Origin of the sequence: Burkholderia sp. M6-3, assembly GCF_050858985.1 — a bacterium.
Taxonomy (GTDB): Bacteria; Pseudomonadota; Gammaproteobacteria; order Burkholderiales; family Burkholderiaceae; genus Paraburkholderia; species Paraburkholderia caledonica.
Genome location: NZ_CP110090.1, coordinates 3,852,146 through 3,864,505, shown reverse-complemented (window position 1 = coordinate 3,864,505; position 12,360 = coordinate 3,852,146). Strand labels below are relative to the sequence as shown.

Below are 12,360 nucleotides of genomic sequence, written 5' to 3'. Positions count from 1 at the left end.
CGTTTGCTATCTGCGCCAGAAAAAACAGCGCGTCGGACGCGGGCGTTTTCCGACGGCTGCCGGACTTCATCCCCAGTTCTTCACAAGGATTCATTCAATGAGTTCACGCAGGATCGCCGTGCGTCGTTCAGGTGTGCACGGCAAAGGCGTGTTTGCGCTCGAACCGATTGCGGCCGGTGAGCGGCTAATCGAATACAAGGGCGAGCGGATTTCCTGGAAAGAAGCGTTGCGCCGGCATCCGCATAATCCTGACGAACCGAACCACACGTTCTACTTCGCGCTCGACAGCGGCAAGGTGATCGACGGCAAGGTGAACGGCAACAGCGCGCGCTGGATCAACCACTCGTGTGCGCCGAACTGCGAAGCCGAAGAGATCGACGGTCACGTGTATGTGCACGCACTGCGCGACATCGCCGAGGGCGAGGAGATTTTCTACGACTACGGCCTCGTGATCGACGCGCGTCAGACCAAGAAGCTCAAGAAGGAATACGAATGCCGTTGCGGCTCGCGCAAATGCCGCGGCACGATGCTCGCGCCGCCCGAGAAAGAGAAGGGCGCGGCCAAAACCGCCAAGTCTGCTAAATCGGCGAAGTCAACGAAGGTGGCGAAGAAGGCCAAGAAGAAGTAGCGCCTGAGTTGCCCCGTTCGTCATGTGAATGACGGCAAGGCAACCCGTTCGCGAGACACACTGCTACAGATCGACCGGCGCTGAATGCGCCGGTTTTTTTTCGTGGCGCTCCATGTCATCTTTCTTGCCGGCCGGAACGGCGGCATGCACGAGCGGAATACGCACGATGAAACGCGCTCCGCCTTCCAATGCGTCTTCGTAATGCACGCTGCCGTGATGTAACGCCATGATGTCGTGAACGATCGCGAGGCCGAGACCGGCGCCGCCGTCCACACCGTTATCGCTCTGGCCGTCGCCGCGAAAGAACCGCTTGAACAGATCCGCTTGCTGCGTGTGAGGCACGCCCGCTCCATTGTCTTCGACGACGATTTCGGCCATGCGGACGTCGCCAATCACAGTTTGCGAGACAGTGACCGTGATGCGCCCGCCATCGAAGCGCGACGGCGGCACATACTTCAGCGCGTTATCCAGCAGGTTCGCGATCACTTCGTGAAGCAGAACCGGATTACCGCGCGCGATCAACGGATGGTCGTTGGTCGGGTCGTCGAGCCGCTGAAAACCTAGGTCGATGTGCGAGGTCAATGCGCGCGGCACCCATTCCGCGCCGGTATCGAACGCGAGCGCGGCCATATCCACGTTCACAAAGCGTGCAGCCTGCTCGGCCGGTTCCGCGCGCGCAAGAGACAGCAACTGATTCGACAGACGCACCGCGCGGTCGGCCGCGGCACGCAATTCGCGCACCGCTGCGAGCGTTTGCCGAGGATCACGGGCGGTAGCCGCCTGCTCCGCATGCAACTTCACGGCAGTGAGCGGCGTGCGCAACTGATGCGCGGCATCGGCGATAAATTTGCGTTGACCGTCGAGCGCGGTTTTCAGCCGGTCAAGCAGCGCGTTTACAGCGCCAGTCAGCGGCCGGATTTCGACGGGCACGTAGGTTTCGTCCACCGGTTCTAGCGACGTGTGAGTTTGCCGGTTCAGCGAGTCTGCGAGATCAGTTAGCGGATTGAGCTGCTGATTGACCACTCGCCATACGATCACCCAGCCGGCAAGCAGCAGCAACAGCAGCGGCATCATGATGGCGACGAGGAATTCGGCCGCAATACGAAAACGGTGGTGCACCGGCTGCCCGACCTCGACGACGATCGGATTGCCGACCGGCTGATCGACCCGTACTTGCGCGACGCGCACGGTGACGCCCTGGTGCTGGGTTTCGAACACATACGCGTAATGCATGCGCCGAACGCTCGCACCTTGCAGCGGAAGACTCTTATCGCCCGCGATTTCGGTTTCGCCATTGCTGATCCGGTAGACGAGATGCTCGACCGGATCTGAGAACATGGCCTGCGCAAGCGGCGGCACGGTGATCGGCGCTTCGGGGCCCGCAATCTGGATCTGCTTGGAGATGGCGGTCGCGAGGTCGGCGAGCGAGCGGTCGACCACGTGCTGCGTGTACTGCCACGCGAGCCAGTAGGCGATCAGGCCGCTCATGAGCGCGAGCAGCGAAAGAGGAGCAGCTAGGCGCCGCAGCAGCGTGCGGCGCAGACTATTGGCGGCCGGCTGGGGCATGATCGAACGCGCGGGAAGAGTGCAGGCGCAACGCGCCGTGAAGTTTCGCCGGATGCCGGCGAATCGCGCAAGCACTGCGCTGCGCCGGCCCGGCGCCGTCGGGCCGCAATCGAATTGCGGCCTTCACGACGATTATGCGGCCTGGCGGATTTCCTGCAACAGATAACCGAAGCCGCGCACCGTGACGATTTCGACACGGCAGTTCTCGAGCTTTTTGCGCACACGGTGCACATAGACCTCGATTGCGGTGTCGCCGAGATCGCCGCCGAAATGCGTGAGGTGGTCTTGCAGTTGCGCCTTGCTGACCACGCGGCCGTGGCGCAGCAGCAGCATTTCGAGCACGGCGAATTCGCGCGGCGACAGCTCGAGCGGCTTGTCGTCGTTGAAAATGCGGCGATCGACGCCCGACAAACGCACGCCGCCCAATGACACTTCCGGACGCGGCATGTCGCCGTGCGGGCCGCTACGGCGCATTACCGCGCGAATACGCGCTTCCAGCTCGGTGGGCTCGAACGGCTTCAACATGTAGTCGTCGGCACCGGAATTCAGGCCTTGCACACGGTCGTTCAGCTCGTCACGCGCGGTGAGAATGATCACCGGAGTGTGGCGATTGCTCTGACGGAAGCGCGAAAGCAGCGTCATACCGTCGATGCCCGGCAAGCCGAGGTCGAGAATCACCAGTTCGTGCCGGTTTTGCGTGAGGGCCTGTTCGGCGAAAATGCCGTCGTGGACCATGTCGACGGTGAAGCCGGCTTGTTCGAGACTGCTTTGGATGCCGCGCGCGATGGGACGGTCATCTTCGATCAGAAGGAGTCGCATGGATTTCGCTCAAGTACAATGGGTTTAGGCGTTTGGGCAAGCGGTTCGCCGGGGCGCCTGCTGCACAGATCTGCTACACGGACCGCGCGTAGTGTGGCTGTGCCCAACTGGCGTAACCGGCCACGAAGCAGTCGTCGAGCAGCCTGCTGGCGCACACCGGTAATCGAAGCCATGTCCGAGATAAGCATTCACGAACTGGAAGCCGCGATCAACTTCTGGCGCGCCCGCTCACCTTCGAGCGGAGACGAACTCGTTCTGTGCAAGGAGGCAAGCGCGCTCTCCAAGCCGTATGCGCTCCTGATTGTACAGCGTCAGAACACGCTCACGCGTGATGGTTTGGACGCGTTTGCGCAGCAAGCGTGGGATTCTTACGTGCGCCTTAAGAATGGCCTGTAGAACTGAAGGTTTGAGCCCCGCGTCGCCTGCAAAGCCCTTTCAATACGACGAATTCTTTAACACGCGGTAATACAGTCGATGAAATTCCCTACATGCTAGAACTCGATCACTTCGATCTTGCACTCCTCGACGTACTGCAGCGCTTCGGGCGCGCAACGCATCAGCAACTGGCGGAACAGGTGCCGCTGTCGCCGTCGCAAATAGGCCGGCGATTGCAGCGGTTGGAACAGATCGGCGTGGTGGACGGTTATCGGGTGGTGTTGCGGCCCGAGAAGCTGGGCCTCGGCGTGACGGCTTTTACGAGCCTGAAGCTCAAGCATCATGGCGATTCGATCATCGAGCAATTCCAGCAGCAGATCGACACCTTGCCCGAAGTGCTCGAATGCCATGCGGTGGTAGGCGACGCCGACTATCTGCTGCGCATCGTCGCGCCAGACCTGAACTACCTGTCCAGTTTCGTGATGAAGAAGCTGATGCGCGTGCCGGGCGTCGACAGCGTGCGCTCGAACATCGTACTCACTACGTTCAAGCGCAACGGGCCATTGCCGCTTGGGCATCTGTCGCCGGGAACGGCCGCCGCCTGACGCACGCATGGCGGCCGCGCGCGCGGCTATGCGACTTGCTTCGGCGCGCTGTCCGGGCTCAGCAAATCGACGTAGGCGACCGCAACCAGATCCGATTCCGGAACGCCGAGGCTCGCGAACATTGCGTGCGCTTCTGCCTGACCGTCTTCTTCATTGTCGTCTTGCGCGAGCACCACTTCGAGTTCCACGAAATCGCCAAGACCGTCGACGCGATCCAGATGAATGCGCGTGCGCCCCGCAAGATACACATGCCGCTCCTTGGTCACGATGCCGCGCGTTGTCAGCGCAGTGGCAAGCAGCGCGTGCATGGCTTCGGGGTTCGTCACAGGACTGCGGGTGTAATAGGACGCCTTCGGCCCGTCGCGGTCGTCACGCTGATAGAAGATCAGTTCTGCGGGCGTGCCGTCGTCGAACTGGCGCAGCTTGAGGCGCCCGCGCGGCACGTCGTAGAAAAAATCCTGCTGGCGGAAGATTAAAGGTGTGTCCGGCGCGAGCTGCGCCGCGCGTTCGCGCAGTTGCTCGAAATGCTGCGCGCGGGCTTTTATTTCGATGTTGCGTGCCATGTCAGGCTCCTGTCGAAGAATTGAGTGGTCGGCGGTTTGCGCTGTGACCGGCGCCAAGCTGCCGGGAAGGACAGAGTCGGTTGGAACGGAAGCGGTGAGGGCGGCTGCCGACGGCGTGCGCGCGTGAGAGAACCGTCAATCTAACAAAAACTTGGTGACGCCGCGGTTTAAGCCCGCCGTGGTCCGGTGGAATTCACGCGAACGCTGTCATGAGGACCGCTCATATCGCAGCCGCAAAGCGTTCAGCCGGTCCATTGCTGTTCGATGAGCTTGAGCGCGGCGGCTATCGCCGGCTCGTCCTTGCGTTCGTCGAGCGTGATGAAGCTCAGTTGCGTCGGCACGGTAATGCCTTCGACGATGGTCAACGCGTGCGCGTGAGCCTCGGCGATCGCAATCGCATCGCGCGCGAGCGTCAGGCCCACGCCGGATTTGACGAGATCCAGCATCGACGGCTCCTGATCCACTTCCGCGACCTTCACCGGTTTCACGCCGGCCTCCCCAAAAGCGCGGGACAGCAAGCGGTTGTGCGCGGAAGCGGGCGGCGTCCAGATCCAGGGAAAGGCGGCGAGCGAGCGCCAGTCGCGCGCGCCTTTCACGCGGTCTTTCCAGCCGGCGGGCGCGAGCACGCGATACTGGAACTGCGTGAGCGTCAGTGTGTGGAAGGCGGGCCCATCGCGCGCGTCGTCTTCGGAGGGCACGCCAATGTAGTAGCCGACATCCAGTTCGCCTGCGCGGACCTGATCGAGCACCCAGCCCGACATGCCGTGCCGCAAAGCAGTTTCGATGTGCGGCCACGTCTCCACCAGTTGCTTGAGGAATCCCCCGAGCCGGAGAAACTCGGGGTCGAGAATCGTGCCGATGCGCAGGCGTCCGCGCACTTCCTGGCGCAGCGATTGCGCCGCTCGTCGCACGTCGCCCGCCGCGGCCAGCGCACGTTCGGCGTGCGGCAGAAGCGCCTGGCCGTCGCGGGTCAGCGAGAGTCCATGCGAGGTCCGCGTGAACAGCGTCACGCCCAGCGTCTCCTGCAAATGCTTGATTTGCAGACTAACGGCCGGCTGGGTCAAATGCAGTTGCACCGCAGCACGCGTGAGGTTGCCCTCGCGTGCAACGGTGACGAACGCGCGTAACAGAGTGAGATCCATCCACTGATATTAACGCCGCTTATGGTCCAGTTGAGCATTACTCATTGGATTTCGCGAGGCGAAGCGCCTTACGCTGGCGTTTGAGCACGCCAGCATCTTGGCGGAAGAGTCTCAGCAGCCATCTCTGAATGGCCTACCACCGAGAGGACAGAACATGAGCGAGACATATCAGGAAGAAGGCGTGCGCGCGCACGCCGGCACACGCGCGCTAACCCATTTCATCAACGGCAAGGCTATTGACGGAACGAGCGGCCGTTTCGGCGACGTCTTCAATCCCGCACTGGGCGACGTCGCCGCGCGTGTGCCGCTGGCAAGCGTCGCCGAAGTGGATGCCGCGGTGGCCGCCGCTTACGCCGCGTTTCCCGCCTGGAGCGAGACCGCTCCGATCAAGCGGGCGCGGGTGCTGTTCAAGTTCAAGGAATTGCTGGACCGCCATCACGACGAACTCGCGGAACTGATCACGCGCGAACACGGCAAGGTGTTCTCCGACGCAAAGGGCGAGGTGATGCGCGGCATTGAAGTGGTCGAGTTCGCATGCGGCATTCCGAATCTGTTGAAGACGGACTTTACGGACCAGATCGGCGGTGGCATCGACAACTGGAACCTGCGTCAACCGCTCGGTGTGGTCGCCGGCATTACGCCATTCAATTTTCCGATGATGGTGCCGTGCTGGATGTTCCCGGTCGCGATAGCTTGCGGCAACACGTTCGTGCTGAAGCCTTCGGAGCGCGATCCGTCGGCGTCGAACCGTCTCGCGGAATTACTGAAGGAAGCCGGCTTGCCGGACGGCGTGTTCAACGTCGTGCACGGCGATAAGGTCGCGGTCGATGCGCTGCTCGTGCATCCCGACGTAAGTGCTGTTTCGTTTGTCGGCTCCACGCCGATCGCCGAGTACATTCACACCGAAGGCACGAAGCACGGCAAGCGCGTGCAGGCATTGGGCGGCGCCAAGAATCACCTCGTCGTCATGCCGGATGCCGATCTCGATCAGGCCGTCGACGCTTTGATCGGTGCCGCATATGGATCGGCGGGCGAGCGCTGCATGGCGATCTCCGTCGCCGTTGCGGTGGGTCATATCGCCGACGAACTGATCGAGCGGCTTACGCCTCGCGTAAAGAGCCTGAAGATTATGAACGGCATGGAATCGGCTGCCGAAATGGGACCGCTGGTGACCGCCGTGCATCGTGAGAAAGTGGTCGGCTATATCGAAGCCGGCGTCGCAGCTGGCGCGAAGTTGGTGGTCGATGGCCGCGGTCATCGAGTGGACGGTCATGAGAAAGGCTTCTTTCTTGGCGGTACGCTGTTCGACGATGTATCGACTGATATGAAGATCTATCGCGAGGAGATCTTCGGACCAGTGTTATGCGTGGTACGCGTGCCGGACTTTGCGTCCGCGGTGGAATTGATCAACGCCAATGAGTTTGCCAACGGCGTGTCGCTCTTTACGTCGGATGGTGGCATTGCGCGCGCCTTCTCACGGCAGATTCAGATCGGCATGGTCGGCATCAATGTGCCGATTCCCGTGCCGATGGCGTGGCATTCGTTCGGCGGATGGAAGAAGTCGCTATTCGGCGATCACCACGCATACGGCGAGGAAGGCGTGCGGTTCTACACACGCTACAAGAGCATCATGCAGCGCTGGCCTGACAGTATCGCGAAGGGTGCTGAGTTCACCATGCCGGTTGCAAAATAATTAAAGATGTTCGCCTTCGGCGGCGACGATCCTGTCACGCCGAAGGCATCGATAAAAACCGGACCTACATAGGCCAGGAAAAATGATTAGGAGACGGAACAATGAGCAACGCGCAAGCCGCGTCTTCCGGGCGGCGTCTCGAAGGCGAATTCGACTACATCATCGTCGGCGCTGGGACAGCGGGCTGTGTGCTCGCCAATCGCCTGACCGAAGATCCGGATGTGCAGGTGTTGTTGCTCGAAGCGGGCGGCAAAGACGACTATCACTGGATTCACGTGCCGGTCGGCTATCTGTACTGCATCGGCAATCCGCGTACTGACTGGCTTTATAAAACTCAGGCGGAACCGGGCCTGAACGGTCGCGCGCTTTCGTATCCGCGCGGCCGCGTCCTGGGCGGCTGTTCGTCGATCAACGGCATGATCTACATGCGCGGTCAGCGCGAAGATTATGACGAGTGGGCGCGCGTCACGAACGACGCGTCATGGTCATGGAACTCCGTGCTGCCGGTTTTCAAACGCAGCGAAGATCACTACTCGGGCGAGAGCGAATCACACGGCGCCGGGGGACCGTGGCGCGTTGAGAAGCAACGCCTCAAATGGAAGATTCTCGAAGAGTTTTCGAAGGCCGCGCAAGAGACCGGCATTCCTGCCACCGACGACTTTAACCGCGGCGACAACACGGGCGTTGGCTACTTCGACGTCAATCAGAAGCGAGGTATTCGCTGGAATGCTTCTAAAGCGTTTTTGCGCCCCGCGATGAAGCGCCAGAACCTCACCATCATCACCGGCGCGCAAACCCAGCGCGTGGTATTCGACGGACGCCGCTGCATGGGCGTGGAATACCGTGGTAACGAAACGGAGTACGTTGCCAAAGCCCGTTGCGAAGTGATCCTGAGCTCAGGCGCAGTTAACTCGCCACAGTTGCTGGAGCTCTCCGGCATTGGTAACGGTGCGCGTTTGCAGAACCTTGGTATCGACGTAGTCAACGACCTGCGCGGCGTCGGCGAAAATCTTCAGGATCATTTGCAATTGCGCATGGCTTATCAGGTCGACGGTGTCCGCACACTCAATACCGCATCCGCGCATTGGTGGGGCAAGCTGATGATCGGCGTGCAGTACGCGCTTTTTCAAAGCGGCCCGATGTCGATGTCGCCGTCGCAACTCGGTGCATTCGCGAAGTCGGACCCCGACGATCGCTCGCTGACGCGCCCGGACCTCGAATATCACGTACAGCCTCTTTCGCTGGATCGCTTTGGCGAACCGCTGCATCGGTTCAATGCATTTACGGCGTCGGTGTGCCAGTTGCGGCCCACTTCGCGCGGGAGCATTCATATTGAATCAACAGACGCTGCTGCGCCGCCGCTGATCGCGCCGAATTATCTATCCACCGACTACGACCGCCATGTCGCCTCAAACGCGTTGCGCCTCACGCGTCGCATTGCTGCGGCACCGGCATTGGCCCGTTATCAGCCGCGGGAAATATTGCCGGGTATCGAATATCAAACCGAGGAAGAACTGCAGCGCGCAGCAGGACTGGTCGGCACGACGATCTTCCATCCGGTCGGCACATGCAGGATGGGCACGACCGACGACCCAGGCGCGGTCGTGGACAACAGGCTACGAGTTATCGGTGTCGACGGATTGCGCGTGGTCGACGCATCGGTCATGCCTACCATCACATCGGGCAACACAAACTCGCCCACCTTGATGATCGCCGAGCGCGCGAGCGACATGATCCGCGAGGATCGGCGTGCGCGGGTGGCGGGCAGCCTTGCTGCGCATGCGGGTCAGGCCGTGTCGATGTCGGCTGTGTGACACGCGTGGTGACGAGCGCGGCACGCTTTGCGTGTCTCGTTCCGTGCTTGCATCGCAGGTTTGTCTGCGCGCGCCTGTCTCCAGTTGGAGACTACGGTGCGCAATCGCTCACACGCGTCATCCACTAAGTGCAAATCCCAATGAATGCGCTGCATCATTGGCGCGACAATGGCAGCCATGCTGCGTGTTGCCCCATGGATTACCGTCCGGATTGGTGCACCACGCCAACGAGCGAGCACGGGGTGCCGCCGTCCAAAAAAGTCGCGCAGAGTTTCGCGCGTAAGATCGTAGTGCTTCGCCTTACTCCGTATGGAAGGGAACATGATTCTCGGCGATACGATTCTCGAAACGCGCGGCCTCACTCGTGAGTTCAAGGGCTTCATTGCCGTGAACGGCGTGAACCTGCGCGTGCGCCGTGGCTCGATCCATGCGCTGATTGGTCCAAACGGAGCGGGCAAGACCACCTGCTTCAATCTGCTCACCAAGTTCCTCGAGCCGACAGCGGGCCAGATTGTCTTCAACGGCGAGGACATCACGAATGAGCGGCCGGCGCAGATCGCGCGGCGCGGCATCATCCGCTCCTTTCAGATTTCCGCTGTGTTTCCGCATCTGACGGCATTGCAGAATGTGCGCATCGGTTTGCAGCGTTCGCTCGGCACCGCGTTCCATTTCTGGAAGAGCGAGCGCACGCTGCGCCAGCTCGACGACCGCGCAATGGACCTGCTTACGCAGGTCGGCCTGACCGATTTCGCCGATGTGTTGACCGTCGAGCTCTCGTACGGTCGCAAGCGCGCGCTGGAAATTGCCACGACGCTCGCGATGGAGCCCGAGCTGATGCTGCTCGACGAACCGACGCAAGGCATGGGTCACGAAGACGTCGACCGTGTCACTGCGTTGATCAAAAAAGTGTCGAGCGGTCGCACCATTTTGATGGTCGAACACAACATGAATGTGATCGCAGGCATCTCCGACACCATCACTGTTCTGCAACGCGGCGAGGTGCTCGCAGAAGGCAGCTATGCAGAAGTGTCGAAGAATCCGCTCGTGATGCAAGCCTATATGGGCAGTGCTGACGCGGCGCTCGCCGGAGCCCACGCATGAATACAATTGCCGAGCGCGAAAGCCTCGAAGTGAGCGGCACCGCGGCGGGTGCGCCCGCGCTGGAGATCGCGGGTCTGCAGGCGTGGTACGGGGAGTCCCATATTCTCCACGGCGTCGATCTGACAGTGGACCGCGGCGAGGTGGTCACGCTGCTTGGCCGCAATGGCGCGGGCCGCACCACGACATTGCGCGCGATCATGGGTCTCACCGGACGGCGCACGGGTTCGATCCGCATCGGCGGACGTGAAACGATCAACCTGCCCACGCATCGCATCGCGCATTGCGGCATCGGCTATTGCCCTGAAGAGCGCGGGATTTTTTCGAGCCTCTCGTGCGAAGAAAATCTGCTGCTGCCGCCGCCCGTTGGCGACAAGGCGCACATGATGTCGCTCGAAGAAATCTATTCGATGTTCCCGAACTTGCAGGAGCGTCGCATGAGCCAGGGCACGCGGCTCTCCGGCGGAGAACAGCAGATGCTCGCGGTAGCGCGTATCTTGCGGACCGGCGCGAGCCTGCTTCTGCTCGACGAAATCTCGGAAGGACTGGCGCCTGTCATCGTGCAGGCGCTTGCGCGCATGATCGTGACGCTCAAGGCGCGCGGCTACACGATCGTTATGGTCGAACAGAATTTCCGCTTTGCCGCGCCGCTTGCCGACCGCTTCTATGTGATGGAGCACGGTGCGATCGTCGAGCACTTCGGGGCAAGTGAACTCGAAAGCAAGATGCCGACACTGCACGATCTACTGGGCGTATAGACAGCGCGCGCCCGATTGCCTCTGATAACCACAAGCGATGAACCAGGAGACAGGAATGAAAAAGAACCCACTCGCGCGGCTTGCTTCAGTTTGTTTTGCGGTCGCCGCCGGCGCCGCCATCACGATGAGCAGCGCGCAAGCGGCTGACGATGCGGTAAAGATCGGCTTCATCACGGATATGTCGGGGTTGTATGCGGATATCGACGGTCAGGGGGGCCTTGAAGCCATTCGCATGGCCGTTGCGGATTTCGGCGGCAAGGTGAACGGCAAGCCGATCACGGTGCTGTATGCCGATCACCAGAACAAGGCGGATATCGCCGCTTCGCGTGCGCGCGAATGGTTCGATCGTGAAGGTCTCGATCTGCTGGTCGGCGGCACGAACTCGGCAACGGGTCTTTCGATGAACACCGTCGCCGGCGAGAAGCACAAGGTGTACATCAGCATCGGGGCGGGCGCCGACACGTTGACCAACGAGCAATGCACGCCGTACACGATTCACTATGCGTACGACACCACGGCGCTCGCGAAGGGCACGGGCTCCGCGGTAGTGAAGCAGGGCGGCAAGACGTGGTACTTCCTGACCGCCGACTACGCATTCGGCAAGGCGCTCGAAAAGAACACGTCGGACGTCGTGAAAGCGAGCGGCGGCCAGGTGCTGGGCACGGTGCGCCACCCGCTGTCGGCGTCGGACTTTTCGTCGTTCCTGCTGCAGGCACAGTCGTCGAAGGCGCAGGTTCTCGGCCTCGCCAATGCGGGCGGCGACACGATCAACTCGATCAAGGCCGCGAAAGAATTCGGCATTACGAAGAGCATGAAGCTCGCTGCGTTGCTGATGTTCATCAACGACGTGCATAGCCTCGGTCTCGAAACCACGCAAGGCCTCGTGCTGACGGACAGCTGGTACTGGAACAAGGACGCGAACACGCGCAAGTGGGCACAGCGTTACTTCGACAAAATGCGCAAGATGCCGTCCAGTCTGCAAGCCGCTGACTACTCGGCGACGATGAATTATCTGAAGGCCGTGCAGGCAGTCGGTTCGACGGACGCCGACAAGGTCATGGCGCAATTGAAAAAGACCAAGATCGACGACTTCTACGCGAAGGGCTACATCCGTCAGGACGGCAGCATGATCCACGACATGTACCTGATGCAGGTCAAGACGCCGGCAGAGTCGAAAGAGCCGTGGGACTACTACAAGATCACCGCGACGATTCCCGGCGAGCAGGCGTTCACGACGAAGTCGGAAACCCGCTGCGCGCTGTGGAAATAAACGCGGTCTGAAGAGCTGACTGACGGCTG

At 61.2% G+C, this 12,360-nt stretch carries 12 protein-coding genes; 8 read left to right on the top strand and 4 right to left on the bottom strand.

Annotated elements, in window-relative coordinates:
- The first annotated feature begins 97 nt into the window (after positions 1-97).
- A complete protein-coding gene (locus tag OH764_RS16995; RefSeq protein WP_027804522.1) occupies positions 98-628 on the top strand; it encodes an SET domain-containing protein in 531 nt (176 codons plus the stop codon).
- Positions 629-691: 63 nt separating this feature from the next.
- On the opposite strand, the gene OH764_RS16990 is transcribed toward OH764_RS16995, so the two are convergent.
- Positions 692-2,194: an ATP-binding protein gene (locus OH764_RS16990; protein WP_498847539.1), complete on the bottom strand. Its 1,503-nt coding sequence runs from the start codon at positions 2,192-2,194 to the stop codon at positions 692-694.
- 132 nt (positions 2,195-2,326) lie between these two features.
- Complete coding sequence (locus tag OH764_RS16985; protein WP_013590077.1) at positions 2,327-3,013, bottom strand: response regulator; 687 nt, start codon at positions 3,011-3,013, stop codon at positions 2,327-2,329.
- A gap of 171 nt (positions 3,014-3,184) precedes the next feature.
- Here OH764_RS16985 and OH764_RS16980 point away from each other — a divergent pair, with 171 nt between their 5' ends.
- Together OH764_RS16980 and OH764_RS16975 are read left to right on the top strand one after the other, a co-directional pair.
- Entirely contained in the window at positions 3,185-3,409 is a 225-nt protein-coding gene (locus OH764_RS16980) for a DUF3717 domain-containing protein (protein WP_498847538.1), read from the top strand.
- 92 nt (positions 3,410-3,501) lie between these two features.
- The gene (locus tag OH764_RS16975) at positions 3,502-3,993 is read left to right on the top strand and encodes an Lrp/AsnC family transcriptional regulator (RefSeq protein ID WP_498847537.1); all 492 of its coding nucleotides are present in this window, start codon (positions 3,502-3,504) and stop codon (positions 3,991-3,993) included.
- A 26-nt stretch (positions 3,994-4,019) separates the two neighbouring features.
- Here OH764_RS16975 and OH764_RS16970 read toward each other — a convergent pair whose 3' ends face one another.
- Complete coding sequence (locus OH764_RS16970) at positions 4,020-4,556, bottom strand: class IV adenylate cyclase (protein WP_027776899.1); 537 nt, start codon at positions 4,554-4,556, stop codon at positions 4,020-4,022.
- Positions 4,557-4,798: 242 nt separating this feature from the next.
- The gene (locus OH764_RS16965) at positions 4,799-5,698 is read right to left on the bottom strand and encodes a LysR family transcriptional regulator (protein ID WP_498847536.1); all 900 of its coding nucleotides are present in this window, start codon (positions 5,696-5,698) and stop codon (positions 4,799-4,801) included.
- Positions 5,699-5,852: 154 nt separating this feature from the next.
- Here OH764_RS16965 and OH764_RS16960 point away from each other — a divergent pair, with 154 nt between their 5' ends.
- From OH764_RS16960 to OH764_RS16940, 5 genes are all read left to right on the top strand, one after another.
- Positions 5,853-7,391, top strand: a complete 1,539-nt coding sequence (locus tag OH764_RS16960; RefSeq protein ID WP_498847535.1) for a CoA-acylating methylmalonate-semialdehyde dehydrogenase — start codon at positions 5,853-5,855, stop codon at positions 7,389-7,391.
- Positions 7,392-7,492: 101 nt separating this feature from the next.
- Positions 7,493-9,205, top strand: coding sequence for a GMC family oxidoreductase (locus OH764_RS16955; RefSeq protein ID WP_498847534.1), 1,713 nt, complete (start codon positions 7,493-7,495; stop codon positions 9,203-9,205).
- Positions 9,206-9,526: 321 nt separating this feature from the next.
- Positions 9,527-10,306, top strand: coding sequence for an ABC transporter ATP-binding protein (locus tag OH764_RS16950; protein WP_020067407.1), 780 nt, complete (start codon positions 9,527-9,529; stop codon positions 10,304-10,306).
- Complete coding sequence (locus OH764_RS16945) at positions 10,303-11,061, top strand: ABC transporter ATP-binding protein (RefSeq protein WP_087752410.1); 759 nt, start codon at positions 10,303-10,305, stop codon at positions 11,059-11,061. Before OH764_RS16950 ends, OH764_RS16945 begins: the two co-directional genes overlap by 4 nt.
- A 55-nt stretch (positions 11,062-11,116) precedes the next feature.
- Positions 11,117-12,331: an ABC transporter substrate-binding protein gene (locus OH764_RS16940; RefSeq protein WP_214878014.1), complete on the top strand. Its 1,215-nt coding sequence runs from the start codon at positions 11,117-11,119 to the stop codon at positions 12,329-12,331.
- Positions 12,332-12,360 lie beyond the last annotated feature (29 nt).